Source organism: Burkholderia sp. NLJ2, assembly GCF_049487195.1.
Taxonomy (GTDB): Bacteria; Pseudomonadota; Gammaproteobacteria; order Burkholderiales; family Burkholderiaceae; genus Burkholderia; species Burkholderia pyrrocinia.
The window spans coordinates 2,826,247-2,840,193 of record NZ_CP137808.1; the positions used below are offsets into that span (position 1 = coordinate 2,826,247).

General features: G+C 65.5%; 16 protein-coding genes. 5 read left to right on the forward strand and 11 right to left on the reverse strand.

Annotation, left to right across the window (positions count from 1 at the left end; all coding sequences use genetic code 11):
• Positions 1-23: 23 nt before the first annotated feature.
• A complete protein-coding gene (locus tag R9B84_RS13025) occupies positions 24-1,211 on the reverse strand; it encodes an RNA-guided endonuclease InsQ/TnpB family protein (RefSeq protein WP_423758253.1) in 1,188 nt (395 codons plus the stop codon).
• Between the two features lie 224 nt (positions 1,212-1,435).
• Here R9B84_RS13025 and R9B84_RS13030 point away from each other — a divergent pair, with 224 nt between their 5' ends.
• Positions 1,436-1,624, forward strand: a complete 189-nt coding sequence (locus R9B84_RS13030) for a hypothetical protein (RefSeq protein ID WP_423758254.1) — start codon at positions 1,436-1,438, stop codon at positions 1,622-1,624.
• Here R9B84_RS13030 and R9B84_RS13035 read toward each other — a convergent pair.
• Positions 1,607-2,644: an NAD-dependent epimerase/dehydratase family protein gene (locus tag R9B84_RS13035; protein WP_423758255.1), complete on the reverse strand. Its 1,038-nt coding sequence runs from the start codon at positions 2,642-2,644 to the stop codon at positions 1,607-1,609. The two genes, R9B84_RS13030 and R9B84_RS13035, sit on opposite strands and share 18 nt — an antisense overlap.
• Positions 2,645-2,751: 107 nt before the next feature.
• On the opposite strand from R9B84_RS13035, the gene R9B84_RS13040 reads away from it, so the two are divergent.
• From R9B84_RS13040 to R9B84_RS13050, 3 genes are all read left to right on the forward strand, one after another.
• Positions 2,752-3,783, forward strand: coding sequence for a CDP-6-deoxy-delta-3,4-glucoseen reductase (locus R9B84_RS13040; RefSeq protein WP_423758256.1), 1,032 nt, complete (start codon positions 2,752-2,754; stop codon positions 3,781-3,783).
• A gap of 292 nt (positions 3,784-4,075) precedes the next feature.
• On the forward strand, positions 4,076-5,260 hold the full coding sequence (locus tag R9B84_RS13045) for an acetylornithine transaminase (RefSeq protein ID WP_423758257.1): 1,185 nt from the start codon (positions 4,076-4,078) through the stop codon (positions 5,258-5,260).
• Between the two features lie 13 nt (positions 5,261-5,273).
• Complete coding sequence (locus R9B84_RS13050) at positions 5,274-5,729, forward strand: GNAT family acetyltransferase (protein ID WP_423758258.1); 456 nt, start codon at positions 5,274-5,276, stop codon at positions 5,727-5,729.
• Positions 5,730-5,753: 24 nt separating this feature from the next.
• Here the strand turns inward: R9B84_RS13050 and R9B84_RS13055 are convergent, their stop codons facing one another.
• From R9B84_RS13055 to R9B84_RS13095, 9 genes are all read right to left on the reverse strand, one after another.
• Positions 5,754-6,425 carry a DUF2278 family protein gene (locus R9B84_RS13055; RefSeq protein ID WP_423758259.1) on the reverse strand — a complete coding sequence of 224 codons (672 nt, stop codon included), beginning with the start codon at positions 6,423-6,425 and terminating at the stop codon, positions 5,754-5,756.
• 315 nt (positions 6,426-6,740) lie between these two features.
• Positions 6,741-7,457: an ABC transporter ATP-binding protein gene (locus R9B84_RS13060; protein WP_423758260.1), complete on the reverse strand. Its 717-nt coding sequence runs from the start codon at positions 7,455-7,457 to the stop codon at positions 6,741-6,743.
• On the reverse strand, positions 7,457-8,233 hold the full coding sequence (locus R9B84_RS13065; protein ID WP_048250308.1) for an ABC transporter ATP-binding protein: 777 nt from the start codon (positions 8,231-8,233) through the stop codon (positions 7,457-7,459). The genes R9B84_RS13060 and R9B84_RS13065 overlap by 1 nt, the downstream gene beginning before the upstream one ends.
• A 23-nt stretch (positions 8,234-8,256) precedes the next feature.
• Complete coding sequence (locus R9B84_RS13070) at positions 8,257-9,426, reverse strand: ABC transporter permease subunit (protein WP_423758261.1); 1,170 nt, start codon at positions 9,424-9,426, stop codon at positions 8,257-8,259.
• A gap of 18 nt (positions 9,427-9,444) precedes the next feature.
• A complete protein-coding gene (locus R9B84_RS13075) occupies positions 9,445-10,395 on the reverse strand; it encodes a branched-chain amino acid ABC transporter permease (protein WP_423758262.1) in 951 nt (316 codons plus the stop codon).
• Positions 10,396-10,608: 213 nt separating this feature from the next.
• Complete coding sequence (locus R9B84_RS13080) at positions 10,609-11,295, reverse strand: amino acid-binding protein (protein ID WP_423758263.1); 687 nt, start codon at positions 11,293-11,295, stop codon at positions 10,609-10,611.
• 269 nt (positions 11,296-11,564) lie between these two features.
• Entirely contained in the window at positions 11,565-12,545 is a 981-nt protein-coding gene (gene ispH, locus R9B84_RS13085) for a 4-hydroxy-3-methylbut-2-enyl diphosphate reductase (protein ID WP_034178810.1), read from the reverse strand.
• 2 nt (positions 12,546-12,547) lie between these two features.
• Positions 12,548-13,003, reverse strand: coding sequence for an FKBP-type peptidyl-prolyl cis-trans isomerase (locus tag R9B84_RS13090; RefSeq protein WP_047898820.1), 456 nt, complete (start codon positions 13,001-13,003; stop codon positions 12,548-12,550).
• 11 nt (positions 13,004-13,014) lie between these two features.
• Positions 13,015-13,140: a hypothetical protein gene (locus R9B84_RS13095; protein WP_261309824.1), complete on the reverse strand. Its 126-nt coding sequence runs from the start codon at positions 13,138-13,140 to the stop codon at positions 13,015-13,017.
• On the opposite strand from R9B84_RS13095, the gene radC reads away from it, so the two are divergent.
• A complete protein-coding gene (radC, locus tag R9B84_RS13100; protein WP_423758264.1) occupies positions 13,139-13,912 on the forward strand; it encodes a RadC family protein in 774 nt (257 codons plus the stop codon). The two genes, R9B84_RS13095 and radC, sit on opposite strands and share 2 nt — an antisense overlap.
• Positions 13,913-13,947 lie beyond the last annotated feature (35 nt).

Genomic DNA, 13,947 nt, shown 5'->3' on the forward strand with positions numbered 1-13,947 from the left:
CCTGCCTATGCAGACAGCTCGCTTCAGTGGGTTCCTGCTGCTGGCGATCTTGCTGCATCGCTCACTTCACAGGCGCAACGGGCGTGTCCCGCCCTGAGCACATTGATCGCGCCAACCAGATCTGCGTTTTCCTCGAAGCCACAATCCATGCACTCGAATCGGGCTTGGCTCCGCCGATTGTCCGCCGACACGTGTCCGCACCTCGGGCAGGTGCGGCTCGTGTTCTGCGGCGGCACGGCGACGAGATGCCCGCCGTTCCATGCCAGCTTGTAATCCAGTTGGCGTCTGAATTCGAACCAGCCCTGATCGAGGATGGATTTGTTCATGCCGGACTTGGCTCGAACGTTCTTTCCCGGTTGCACGGTACTACCCGCCGCCGATTTGGACATGTTCCGAACCTGCAAATCCTCGATGCACACCATCGCGTGGTTTTGGCTGATCGTGGTCGTGGCTTTGTGCAAGTAGTCACGGCGGGCGTTGCCGATCCGGGCATAGATACGCTGGACGCGGGTTTTCGCCTTCTTCCAGTTGTTGCTGAATTTCACCTTGCGGCTCACGGCCTGCTGTGCGCGGCGCAATGCTGTCTCATGCCGCCTGAAGCTGTTCAGCGGCACGTAGAACGTGCCATCCGAGAGGGTGGCAAAGCGAACGATGCCCAAGTCGATACCGATCACGCCGCCTTTTGGAACAGGTCGTTCGACCACGCGTTCGGTCTGGATGCTCGCATACCACTTGCCGCCGCTGGCCGACACAGTGACCCGCTTCACCTCGCCCAATACGTTTCGGCTATTGCGGTAGCGCAGCCAGCCGAGCTTGGGTAGGAAGAGTCGGCTGGTTCGCTGATCGAGCTTGATCTGCTTCGGGTCGGGATAGTGGAAACTGTCTGACTGGCCCTTCTTTCTGAAGCGCGGGAAGCCCGCACGTTTGGCGAAGAAGTTGGCGTACGCACGCTCCAGATCCTTAAGCGTTTGCTGCAGGGGATGTGTCGGCGCATCCTTGAGCCACGGTGTCTGCTGACTGTTGCGCCAATCGGTGATCAGCCTGCACAGCGCGGCATAGCCGAGTTTCTTCTCGCCGCGTTCGTAGCGCTCCTTCTGCAACGCCAGCGCCTTGTTGAAGACGAACCGGCACGCCCCGGCGAAGCGGCGCATCTGGCGCTGCTGTTCGCCGGTCGGCATCAGTTCGTACTTGAAGGCTTGGTGGCGTTGCATGATTCGAGCATATCAGCCAGCGAAAACACGCTGTCAAGTACCCGTGCGATGCCGCGCTATCCGCCCTGCCCCAGCCCTGAAGGTCGAGGCTTGCCACGCACCGGGTCAAAACCCTGTAAGGGAAAATCCGCACGACCGTTCGATGCCCGGCCGCGTCTCGGCCGCACCATCCCCCGCTATACTCGAATCACAAGCTGTACGAGCAGCGATGCAGGGGAGACATCATGAACATCAACCATTCTTTCGAACTGTCGTACGTGATGATCGCGTTCGCGATCATCGGTGTCATCGTGATCGGCGGGCTGCTGGCCGCGATGCACCTGAAGCACAAATATCATCCGAACCTGATTGGTGCACTGATCGGCGCGCTGCTGTGCTTCCTGCTGATCGAGGCGTTACCGGCGCTGACCTGACGCACTGCCCGGCGCGAGCGTTTGAAGGAAATCGTCTACGGTCGGATAACGCAACGTCACGCACAATTCGGCCTTGAGCCGTGCGTTGGACAGGCGCCGCGACTCGCGCATGAACGACAGCAGCGTCGGTTCGAGCTGACGCTCGGCGTCCGCGCGGCTGACGCGCGGCGGCAACGGCAGGCCGAGCGCCTGCGCGACCCGGTCGAAATACTCCCCCATCCGCAGTTCGCTGTCGTCCGACGCATGCACGGCGCGCGCCGGCCTGCCGCGCTCGGCCGCGCGGCGCAGGATCGCCGCGAGATCGTCCGCGTGAATGTGGTTCGTATAGACATCGTCGGCCGGCTCGAGCGCGGGCGTGCCACGCTCGAGCCGCGCGACCGGCAAACGGTTCGCCGCGTAGATGCCGGGAATGCGCACGATGCGCGCGGACAGCACGCCGCGCACGGTCGCCGCGCGCAGTTGCCGCTCGGCCGACACGCGCCGGAACGCGCGCGGATTCGCGGGACGCAGCGGGTGTGTTTCGTCGATACGCGCCCCGCCACAATCGCCGTATACGCCCGTCGTGCTCGCGTAGACGAGCCTCGGCGCACGAAGACCGTCGGGTACAATACGCGCTGCCCGAACGGGCGCGACGGCCTGTCGGGCAGCGGTGCGCAGCGTTCGGAGCCGGCCGACTGCCGGTGCCGGCGGCCCTGCTGGCCGTCGCGCGGGCACGGTCGTTGCGGCGATCAGCGCACGCGTGCGCCGGTCGTCGCGGCCGTCGGACTGCGGCGGCGCGAGATGCAGGATCGTGCGGGCCAGACCCGCGAGGCGGCGGAGCGTCGCCGGGCGATCGAGGTCGCCGACGATCGGCGTCGCACCCGCGGCACGCAGTTCGTCGCGGCGGGCCGGGTGGCTCGTCAGCGCGAAGATCCGCAGGTTGCGGCGCGTGTCGCGCCATTGCGCGACGCAGCGCATGCCGACGTCGCCGCAGCCGACGATCAGTGCGCGCGGCCGGCGCAGGATTCGTGTCGCGATCATGATGGTTGCGAAATCAGTAGCCACCGTTGCGCGACGCGCAACGGGTTTGCATTGTAGCTGCCGTGCGCGACATGCACGGTCCCCACATTTTGTTCTAGTTTGGTTCTATGGCATTCAACGTCACTCTCAAGCAAAGCGGCCGGCAATTCCAGGTCGAGTCGGACGAAACCGTGCTGGCGGCCGCGCTGCGCCAGAACGTCCATCTGCCGTACGGCTGCAAGAACGGCGCGTGCGGCTCCTGCAAGGGCCAGATCGTGTCGGGCCAGATCGAGCAGGGCCCGCATGCGGCGTCCGCACTGTCCAATGACGAGCGTACGCGCGGCCTCGCGCTGCTGTGCTGCTCGAAGGCGCAGTGCGATCTCGAGATCGACGTGCGCGAGATCGCCGGCGTCGACGGCGTGCAGGTCAAGAAGCTGCCGTGCCGGATCGCCGCGCTCGAACGCAAGGCCGACGACGTGATGGTCGTGAAGCTGCAGTTGCCCGCCAACGAACGCCTGCAGTACCTCGCAGGCCAGTATGTCGAGTTCATCCTGAAGGACGGCTCGCGCCGCAGCTACTCGATGGCGAACGCGCCGCACGAGGAAGGCCCGATCGAGCTGCACATCCGCCACATGCCGGGCGGCAAGTTCACCGACCACGTGTTCGGCGCGATGAAGGAACGCGACATCCTGCGCTTCGAAGGCCCGCTCGGCACGTTCTTCCTGCGCGAGGATTCCGACAAGCCGATCGTGCTGCTTGCATCGGGCACGGGCTTCGCGCCGATCAAGGCGATCATCGAGCACGTGAAGCACCGCGGCATCACGCGCCCGATGACGCTCTACTGGGGCGCACGCCGCAAGAAGGACATCTACCTCGGCGAGCTCGCCGAGCAGTGGGCGCGCGAGATCACGAACTTCAAGTACGTGCCGGTGCTCTCCGAGCCCGACGCCGCCGACCAGTGGACGGGCCGCACGGGCTTCGTCCATCGCGCGGTGATCGAGGACCTGCCCGATCTGTCGGGCCATCAGGTGTACGCGTGCGGCGCGCCGGTGATGGTCGAATCCGCGCAGCGCGACTTCACGCAGCACCACGCACTGCCGGCCGACGAGTTCTACGCGGACTCGTTCACGAGCGCCGCCGATCTCGCGCATCCGGTCTGAGACCCGCCGCCCGCGCCCCGCGCTGCACGCCGCGATGTCACATTCGTGGCATCGCGGCGGTTTACAGTGGGGCGCGGGATGCCTTATGCTTGCGCACATGAACCGCTTCCTGTCCGCTCTTCGACGTCGCCGCTCGCCGCTCCGCCCGGATGCCGCAGGCTCGTCACGGACTCGCGCGTAACACCACTCCGCTTCACCGGTTACGCACAAGCTGTTCGAACTCACCAGCCACGGCCTTCCGTGGCTTTTTTATTGCCCGTTTCCCTTTCAACGTCCGCTGGAGTCTGCTGCCATGCCCTTGAACGATTACCCGATCGACTCGCTGATGTACATCACGAACCGCCCCGACATCGTGTTTACGCACGGCAAGGGTTCGTGGCTCTACGATCACACGGGCAAGCGCTATCTGGACTTCATCCAGGGCTGGGCCGTCAACAGCCTCGGCCACTGCAACGACGGCGTCGTCGAAGCGCTGAAGAAGCAGGCGGAAACGCTGCTGAACCCGTCGCCGGCGTTCTACAACGAACCGATGGCGAAGCTCGCGGCCCTGCTCACGCAGCACAGCGTGTTCGACAAGGTGTTCTTCACGAACAGCGGCGCCGAGGCGAACGAAGGCGCGATCAAGCTCGCGCGCAAGTGGGGCCGCAAGTTCCGCAACGGCGCGTACGAGATCATCACGTTCGACCACAGCTTCCACGGCCGCACGCTCGCGACGATGTCGGCCAGCGGCAAGCCGGGCTGGGACACGATCTACGCGCCGCAGGTGCCGGGCTTCCCGAAGGCCGAACTGAACAACATCAACTCGGTCGAGAAGCTGATCACCGACAAGACCGTCGCCGTGATGCTCGAACCGATCCAGGGCGAAGGCGGCGTGATCCCGGCAACGCGCGAGTTCATGCGCGAACTGCGCGCGCTGACGAAGCAGCACAACCTGCTGCTGATCGTCGACGAAGTGCAGAGCGGCTGCGGCCGCGCGGGTACGCTGTTCGCGTACGAGCTCGCCGACATCGAGCCGGACATCATGACGCTCGGCAAGGGCATCGGCAGCGGCGTGCCGCTCGCCGCGCTGCTGTCGAAGGCCGACGTCGCGGTGTTCGAGGCCGGCGACCAGGGCGGCACGTACAACGGCAACCCGCTGATGACGGCGGCCGGCTATTCGGTGATCTCGCAGCTCGTCGCGCCCGGCTTCCTCGAAGGCGTGCGCGCAAGCGGCGAATACCTGAAGCGCAAGCTGCTCGAGCTGTCGGAGGAACGCGGCTTCGAAGGCGAACGCGGCGAAGGCCTGTTGCGCGCGCTGCTGCTCGGCAAGGACATCGGCCCGCAGATCGTCGAGAAAGCGCGCGACATGCAGCCCGACGGCCTTCTGCTGAACGCCGCGCGGCCGAACCTGCTGCGCTTCATGCCCGCGCTGAACGTCACGACCGAAGAGATCGACCAGATGATGGCGATGCTGCGGTCGATCCTCGACACGCTCTAAGGAAACCGCCGAGATGGATGCCGCCGCCGATGCTGTCGCTATCCGCCCGTTCGAACGCGCCGACACCGATGCCGTGCTCGCGGTATGGCGCGACGCGTTCCCGCAGTACGACGAAGCCGGCGCGCCGCCGCACCGCGATCCGCTGCGATCGATCGAGCTGAAGCTCGCGACGCAGCCGGAACTGTTCTTCGTCGCGACCAGCGGTGCGCGCGTCGTCGGCACGCTGATGGCGGGTTTCGACGGACATCGCGGCTGGCTCTACTCGTTCGGCGTCGCGAACGACGCGCGACGGCTCGGCGTCGGCCGCGCGCTGATCGCACACGCGGAAAGCGCGCTCGCCGCGCGCGGCTGCCTGAAGATCAACCTGCAGGTGCTGCCCGGCAACGACGACGCGTGCCGCTTCTATGCGGCGCTCGGCTATCGCGTCGAGGAGCGCGTCTCGTTCGGCAAGACGCTGCCGGCCGCGTGATGCAGCCGGCGGCGGCAGCCCGTATCAGCGCGTGATCGGCCCCGCGCGCGGCAGCGGATTGCCGAGCGCGTCGGTCGGCACGGCCTGCTGTTCGAACGCCGCGAAATACGCGGCCCACTGCGACTCGCTCACGCGCACGATCAGCGCGCCGTCCTGCCAGACGTCGTTGTGGTCGTTGTGGTCGTCGCCCGCGCGATGCAGGTAGTTCGGGCCCGTCGAGCCCTGGTTCATGTGCGTGTCGTGAATGCCGTTGCCTTCCGCATACGTCCGGCCGAACACGACGACGTCGAGGCCCTGCGACTGTGCGGCACTGACGAGCCGCAGCAGCGACGGGATCGGCTCCGGGTTCTCGGTGCCGTCCATCACCGCGCTCGCGCGCCACGCGCCGGTCTCGTTCAGGATGTCGCTGCGCAGGTAGTCGAGCGCGGGCAGCGCGGCCTGCCCCGTGAGGTCGGTGTAGCCTTCCGCCGCGGCCGCGAGCGTCAGCGTGACGGGATGGTGGAAATCGTAGACGAGCTTGTAGTTCAGCAAGTCGTCCGCATCGCTGGTGCCGACGTTGATCGCGACATCCCAGTCGCCTCCCGGCAGCGCCAGCGTCAGGTGGATGTGATACTGGATCTCGCTGCCGTGCGGCGAGCCCTTCAGCTTCGCCACCGATGTCACCTTCGCCTTCACGAAACCGTAGTCCAGACTCATGCGTATTCTCCGTGTCCCGATGGGCCATCGATGCTACGCGGCCCGTGTGTCGGTTTGCGGGCGACCGGCTGCGGGCGACCGGCATCGGGCGACCGGCTGCGGGCGACCGGCGGCGGGCGACCGCCCCTGTCGTTACCCGCGCCCTACGCGCAGCGCAACAGTCGAATGGAGTCGCCTCCGCGCACACAGTTCGACCCGAATCGCACGACACGAAAAAAAAGCTGTCACGGCATCCCGTGACAGCTTTTCGAAAGCCCTTGCACGACGCACGCGGCATCTGTCGCCGCACGTCACCGGGCCCGCTCATTCATCCGCTTACTCACCCAGATACGCGGCCCGCACCTTCGGATCGTCGAGCATCTGCTTCGCATCGCCTTCCATCGTGACCATGCCCGAGTCCATCACGTAGCCACGGTCGGCCGCCTGCAGCGCGAGGCGCGCGTTCTGTTCGACGAGCAGCACCGTGATGCCCTCGCTCGAGATCGTGCGCACCACTTCGAAGATCTTCTCGACCATGATCGGCGACAGCCCCATCGACGGCTCGTCGAGCAGCAGCAGCTTCGGCTTGGAGAGAATCGCACGCGACATCGCCAGCATCTGCTGCTCGCCGCCCGACAGCGTGCCCGCGAGCTGCGATGCCCGCTCCTTCAGGCGCGGGAAGAAGCCGAACATCCGGTCGACGTCCTTCTTGATCTGCTCGGTGTCGTTGCGCAGGTACGCGCCCATCTGCATGTTCTCGACGATCGACATCCGCGCGAAGATCCCGCGGCCTTCCGGCACCATCGCGAGGCCGCGCTTGAGCAGTTCGTGCGACGGCACGCCCTTGATCGACTTGCCGTCGTACTCGATGTCGCCCGCCGAATACGGCTTGAGACCCGTGATCGCCTTCATCGTCGTGGTCTTGCCTGCGCCGTTCGCGCCGATCAGCGTCACGAGCTCGCCCTGACGGACTTCCATGTCAACGCCCTTGACGGCCTGGATACCGCCGTAGTTGACCTGCAAGCCCTTGATTTTCAACATTGTCGCTGCCATCAGTGCACCCCTGCGCCGAGATATGCCTCAATCACCTTCGGATTCTTCTGCACGTCCTGCGGCAGACCCTCGGCGATCACCTTGCCGTAATCGAGCACCGTCATCCGGTTGCACAAGTGCATCACGAGCTTCACGTCGTGCTCGATCAGCAGGATCGTGCGGCCGTCCGAACGGATCTTGTCGAGCAGGCGCGTGAGTTCGACCTTCTCGGTCGCGTTCATCCCGGCCGCCGGCTCGTCGAGCGCGAGCAGCTTCGGGTCGGTGGCCAGTGCGCGCGCGATCTCGAGACGGCGCTGGTGGCCGTACGACAGGTTGCGCGACGTGTAATCGGCGTACTGCAGCACGCCCACGTATTCGAGCAGCTCGATCGCGCGTTCCTTGATCTCGCGCTCTTCCTGGCGTTCGGCCGGCGTCTGGAACACCGCGCCGAGCAGACCGTGCTTGGTCCGCACGTGGCGGCCCACCATCACGTTCTCGAGGGCCGTCATCCCGCCGAACAGGCGGATGTTCTGGAACGTGCGCGCGATGCCGGCCTTCGCCACCTGGTGCACGGCGGTCGGCGTGTAGTTCTGGCCGTCCAGCTTGAAGTCGCCGGAGTCCGGTGTGTAGAGGCCCGTGATCACGTTGAAGAACGTCGTCTTGCCGGCGCCGTTCGGGCCGATCAGGCCGTAGATCTCGCCTTCCTTGATCTGCAGGCCGACGTCGGACAGTGCCTGCAGGCCGCCGAAACGTTTGTTCACGCCCTGCACGGACAGTCGGATTTGCTTGTCGCTCATGTGGATATCCCCTTGTCCGTTCGTTACGCGCGCACCGGCTTCTTGCTGGCGCGCTTCGCCAGTTTCGCGATCTTGTCCTCATGCTTCGGCGCGGGCCACAGGCCTTCCGAGCGGTACAGCATGATGATCACCATCGCGAGGCCGTACAGCGCCTGGCGGATCACTTCCGTATCGACGATGTCATGACCGAACAGCGCATGCTGCAGCGGGCTCATCGTCGAGCGCAGGAATTCCGGGAAGATCGCGAGCAGCACCGCACCCAGGATCACGCCCGGGATGTGGCCCATGCCGCCGAGCACCACGCACGCCAGCACGACGATCGATTCCCAGAACGTGAACGATTCCGGCGACACGAAGCCCTGGAACGAACCGAACATCGCGCCCGACAGGCCGCCGAACGACGCGCCCATCGCGAACGCGAGCAGCTTCACGTTACGGGTGTTGATGCCCATCGCCTTTGCCGCGATCTCGTCCTCGCGGATCGCCGCCCATGCGCGGCCGATGCGCGAATGCTGCAGGCGCGTACACGTCCAGATCACCAGCAGCGAGCACAGCACGAACAGGTAGTAGTACATGTACACCGACGGCAGCTGCAGGCCGAACAGCGAGTGCGTCTGCGACAGGTTGAAGCCGCCGACATGTACCGGATCGATGCCCGTGATCCCCTTCGGGCCGTTGGTGATGTTCACCGGACGGTCGAGGTTGTTCATGAAGATCCGGACGATTTCACCGAAGCCGAGCGTGACGATCGCCAGGTAGTCGCCGCGCAGGCGCAGCGTCGGTGCGCCGAGCAGGATCCCGAAAGTGGCCGCCAGCGCCATCGCGATCGGCACGATGATCAGGAACGGGATGTGCAATCCGCCGGGCGCGAGGGCCGCGATCCACTCGAACTGCGAGCTCAGGTGCGGCGAAGACAGCAGCGCCGCGGTGTACGCGCCCACCGCGTAGAACGCGATGTAGCCGAGGTCGAGCAGGCCGGCGAAGCCGACCACCACGTTCAGGCCGAGCGCGAGCATCACGTACAGCATCGCGAAGTCGAGCACGCGGACCCAGTAGTTGCCGCCGGCCGCGCCGATGATGATCGGCGCCGCGATCACGAACGCAGCGGTCAGGATGCCGATGACGACGGTCTTGGTGGTGTTGCGCTCTTCGACGAGCGACGTCGAGGATTCGATCGGTTGAATGGATGTCATGTTGTTTGCTCCCTTCCGTTACGCGCGATCCGCGACACGTTCGCCCAGCAGGCCCGACGGACGGAACACCAGCACGATGATCAGCACGATGAAGGCGAACACGTCCTGGTAGTTACTGCCGAATACGCCGCCCGTGAGGTTGCCGATGTAGCCCGCACCGAGCTGCTCGATCAGGCCGAGCAGCACGCCGCCGACCATCGCACCGCCGAGGTTGCCGATACCGCCGAGCACCGCTGCCGTGAACGCCTTCATGCCGGGGATGAAGCCCATGTAGAAGTGCACGTTGCCGTATTCGGACGCGATCATCACGCCGGCCAGCGCGGCAAGCGCCGAGCCGATCATGAACGTCGCGGAAATCACGAAGTTCGGGTTCACGCCCATCAGGCTCGCGGTGTTCGGGCTTTCGGCGATCGCACGCATCGCGCGGCCGAGCTTGGTCTTGTGCACGAGCAGCAGCAGGCCGCCCATCACGATGAACGCGACTGCGATGATCACGATTTCAGTCACCGAGATCACGGCGCCGGGCGTCGTGTCGGTCGCCTTGATCACGTTGATCGGGTCGGTCGGCAGCAATTGCGGGAACGGCAGCGGGTTGCGCGACCAGATGATCATCGCGGCCGTCTGCAGCAGGATCGACACGCCGATCGCGGTGATCAGCGGCGCGAGGCGCGGCGCGCGGCGCAGCGGCCGGTACGCGATCCGCTCGATCGTGAAGCCGACGAACGCACAGACGATGGCGGCGATGCCCAGGCCGATCGCCAGCGTCGCGACGTTGCCGAGTCCGGGGAAATGGTTCTGCAGCACGGTGATGGCCGACAGGGCGACCATCGCGCCAATCATCAGCACGTCGCCGTGCGCGAAGTTGATGATGCCGAGAATGCCGTACACCATCGTGTAACCCAACGCGATGATGGCGTACACACTGCCGAGCACCAGCCCGTTGAGAACCTGCTGGACGAAAATATCCATTTAAAGCTCCTTGGCCCGTGCTGCCGGAGGACGTTGCGCCCCGCGGGTAAGCGAGGAATCGCGCCTTCTCGGCGACACTGCGGGTACTAGTCGATACCGGTAAGGGTGTGGATCGTCCCGGCGCGCGCCGCCCGGCCTGTACGGCCGGACCTGCCGCCGGAGCGGATACAAAAACGGCACCGCACTGTTCCGGTGCCGTCATGAGTCCCGTCGCTAAATCGTCACGACGTCGAGGACGGTGTTCGTGGCCTCCTTGAAGTCGTAGGGCAGCATGCCGAGACGGCCATCGTCCGGTTGCCCGGCATCCGTGCCTTTTCCCGTCCGGCGCGAGGCAAGCCCCGCATCCGGGCAGATCGGATTCCGTGCCGCGTCGCCTGGCAAGGCATCGCGAAGGCCGCGCCCGACATTCGTCAGGACTGCGTCGGAATCCATCGTACGAATCAGGCCGCGCGCCACGACATCATCGCTCGCGGCGACACGCTGATTCGTCGAATCGAAATGAAAGGGGGTCGGCGAGATCTCCACGCTGCCCGCATCGCCGCATGCATGCGGCGCCGTAGCCGGCATCCGTCGGTCGGCGCGCACGGTCGTTGTCACACCACGACCGGTGGCTTGTTGCGATACAACCTGCGTGTCCGTTGCCTGATCGTTCGTCAGGCCTAGCGCGTTGATTTCCTCGATCGCCAAACGTGCCCCGTTTTCCTTGTCCTTGCCCAATTGTGCGATGCGGCACGCCGATGGCGCCGCACGACCGGTTCCGGCGACGCGCACGCCGCTGGCCGGCGGTGCCGCGAACACCGCAGCTTCCCTGCCCGCCCCGTCGTCGCTCTTTTTGCTGCAACCGGCAAGCATTGCAACCGGTGCGGCGACGGACACGGCGTAAGCCAACTTCACATGCATTGAATGGTCTCCCGCGCCTTGCCAAAACCCGATTTCAAAGCCATTCCGGCCTGAAAACGGGCGCATTGTAACTCCATTTATAGGACGCCAATAATCCTGATTCGATGGGGTTTTCCTGCATTGCAACCAATTTTGAGAGACGCTCAGGAACGCGCAGAGCAACCGGGTTGCACCGAGACCGCGAATTATGGTTGCGATTGCAGCTTCGACGCACAAAAAAAAGCGCGCCGGGAGGCGCGCTTCGGTGTTCCGCAGGTGCGATGCGGCAATCAGGCAGCGGGCGGCAGGTTCAACCCGCGCGGCAGCGGAAACGACACGTTTTCCTCGATGCCGTCGAGCGCGCGGACGTTGCGCACGCCGAGCTCGCGCAGCCGCGCGATCACGGCCTGGGCGAGCACTTCGGGGGCCGACGCGCCGGCCGTCACGCCGATGCGGCGCTTGCCTGCGACCCACGCCGGATCGATCTGGTCGGGCGCATCGACCATGTACGCGTCCACACCGCGCTTCTCGGCCACTTCGCGCAGGCGGCTCGAATTCGAGCTGTTCGGGCTGCCGACAACGATCACGACATCGCACTGCGGCGCCATGAACTTCACTGCATCCTGGCGGTTCTGCGTCGCGTAGCAGATGTCCTGCTTCTTCGGCTCGCGGATCTTCGGATACTTCGCCTTCAGCGCCGCGATGATCTCGGCCGCATCGTCGACGGACAATGTCGTCTGCGTGACGAGCGCAATGCGCTCGGGATCGGCGAGCTCGAGCTTCTGCACGTCCTCGACGCTCTCGACGAGATGCATGCCGCGCTCGACCTGCCCCATCGTGCCTTCGACTTCCGGGTGGCCCTTGTGCCCGATCATCACGATATCGACGCCGTCCTGGCGCATCTTCGCCACCTCGACGTGCACCTTCGTGACGAGCGGGCAGGTTGCGTCGTAAATGCGCAGCCCGCGCACGTCGGCCTCGTCGCGCACGGCCTTCGACACGCCGTGCGCGCTGAAGATCACGGTATTGCCGGCCGGCACTTCCTCGAGCTCCTCGACGAAGATCGCGCCTTTCTTCTTCAGGTCCTCGACCACGTACTTGTTGTGGACGATTTCGTGGCGGACGTAGATCGGCGCACCGTGCATCGCGATCGCGCGCTCGACGATCTCGATCGCGCGGTCGACGCCTGCGCAGAAGCCGCGCGGCTGGGCCAGCAGGATTTCGGCATCGGCGGCGACGGTCTGCCCGGACAGCGTATCGGTGGTGCTCATGATTACAGGATTCCGATGATTTTCACTTCGAACGTGAGCGCTTGGCCCGCGAGCGGATGATTGAAGTCGAACAGCGCCGAGGTTTCGCTGACTTCCTTCAGCACCCCCGCATACCGGCCGCCGTCCGGCGCGTTGAACTCGATCAGCTCGCCCGGCGTGAAATCGTCGCCGACCATCCCGTTCTCGCGCAGCGTCGACAGCGTCACGCGCTGGAGCATGTCGGGATTCCGGGGGCCGAACCCCTGTTCGGGGGTTAGCTGAAAAGTCGAGTGGTCTCCAACCCTGAGCCCGAGCAGAATCTGTTCCAGCGACGGCGCCAGCTGCCCCGCGCCGAGCAGCAGCGTGGCGGGCTTGTCGGTGAAGGTGTTGACGATGTCGGCGCCGTCGGCCAGTGCCAGCCGGTAATGCAACGTGACGTGGGAACCGGGCTTCACTTCGGATAGATCGATGAGGCTCATGAATTACTCGTTCAGTCGGCGCCCGATACGGCCGAAAGGCCCGGCGCAAAGCCAATATTGTAAGTCACCTGAGCGCGCAAGGCGGAAAGTGCGACGACGTCGCGCAGCCAGCCCGCCGCCAATGGAGTTTCGAGCATGCTGTCACCCTGCCTCGCCCTGCGGCCGGTCGAATGCCGCGACACCGCCGATGCGCCGGCCGATCCGCCCGCCCGCGTCCTCCCGATCCGCAAGCGCCGGCGACGCCCGGGCGACTGGCGGCCCGAGCGGCCGCGCGAGCGATTGCTGGAGCGCGGACCGGCCGCGCTGACCGACGACGAACTGATCGCGTTGCTGCTTGGCACCGGCAAGCCCGGGCACGACGTATTCGTCAGCGCCCGCGCCCTGGTCAAGCAGTTCGGAACGTTGCGCGGGCTGCTCGAGGCGACGACCGACGATTTCGAGGCGCACCCCGGTATCGGCCCGGCGCGCTCCACGCGGCTGGCCGCGGTCACCGAGATCGCGCGACGCATGCTGAAGGAGAAAGCACGCGAGCGGACGCAAATCGATTCGCCCGCCGCGGTCGAGGATTATCTGCGACTGAAGATCGGCACGCACCCGTGCGAAGTGTTCGTCGCGGTGTACCTCGACGCCCGCAACTGTTTGATCGACACGGAGGAAATCACGCGCGGCTCGCTGACGCGCATGGCCGTCTACCCGCGCGAGATCGTGCGCCGCGCGATGATGCAGAACGCCGCGGCGCTGATCGTCGCGCACAACCATCCGTCGGGTGCGGTACAGCCGAGCGCGGAGGATCGCCGCCTGACCCGCGTGCTGCGCGACGCGCTCGAACTTGTCGACGTGCGGCTGCTCGATCACGTCGTCGTCGGCACCAGCGACACTTTTTCGTTCGCACGTGCCGGTTGGCTGTAGACTGTGGCGCGGCGGCCCGCCCCAGGGCGCCGCAA

Coding starts and splice junctions, on each gene's coding strand:
- R9B84_RS13025 (WP_423758253.1), bottom strand. CDS start 1,211: ATGCAACGCCACCAAGCCTTCAAGTACGAACTGATGCCGACCGGCGAA.
- R9B84_RS13030 (WP_423758254.1), top strand. CDS start 1,436: ATGAACATCAACCATTCTTTCGAACTGTCGTACGTGATGATCGCGTTC.
- R9B84_RS13035 (WP_423758255.1), bottom strand. CDS start 2,644: ATGATCGCGACACGAATCCTGCGCCGGCCGCGCGCACTGATCGTCGGC.
- R9B84_RS13040 (WP_423758256.1), top strand. CDS start 2,752: ATGGCATTCAACGTCACTCTCAAGCAAAGCGGCCGGCAATTCCAGGTC.
- R9B84_RS13045 (WP_423758257.1), top strand. CDS start 4,076: ATGCCCTTGAACGATTACCCGATCGACTCGCTGATGTACATCACGAAC.
- R9B84_RS13050 (WP_423758258.1), top strand. CDS start 5,274: ATGGATGCCGCCGCCGATGCTGTCGCTATCCGCCCGTTCGAACGCGCC.
- R9B84_RS13055 (WP_423758259.1), bottom strand. CDS start 6,425: ATGAGTCTGGACTACGGTTTCGTGAAGGCGAAGGTGACATCGGTGGCG.
- R9B84_RS13060 (WP_423758260.1), bottom strand. CDS start 7,457: ATGGCAGCGACAATGTTGAAAATCAAGGGCTTGCAGGTCAACTACGGC.
- R9B84_RS13065 (WP_048250308.1), bottom strand. CDS start 8,233: ATGAGCGACAAGCAAATCCGACTGTCCGTGCAGGGCGTGAACAAACGT.
- R9B84_RS13070 (WP_423758261.1), bottom strand. CDS start 9,426: ATGACATCCATTCAACCGATCGAATCCTCGACGTCGCTCGTCGAAGAG.
- R9B84_RS13075 (WP_423758262.1), bottom strand. CDS start 10,395: ATGGATATTTTCGTCCAGCAGGTTCTCAACGGGCTGGTGCTCGGCAGT.
- R9B84_RS13080 (WP_423758263.1), bottom strand. CDS start 11,295: ATGCATGTGAAGTTGGCTTACGCCGTGTCCGTCGCCGCACCGGTTGCA.
- ispH (WP_034178810.1), bottom strand. CDS start 12,545: ATGAGCACCACCGATACGCTGTCCGGGCAGACCGTCGCCGCCGATGCC.
- R9B84_RS13090 (WP_047898820.1), bottom strand. CDS start 13,003: ATGAGCCTCATCGATCTATCCGAAGTGAAGCCCGGTTCCCACGTCACG.
- radC (WP_423758264.1), top strand. CDS start 13,139: ATGCTGTCACCCTGCCTCGCCCTGCGGCCGGTCGAATGCCGCGACACC.
- R9B84_RS13095 (WP_261309824.1), bottom strand. CDS start 13,140: ATGCTCGAAACTCCATTGGCGGCGGGCTGGCTGCGCGACGTCGTCGCA.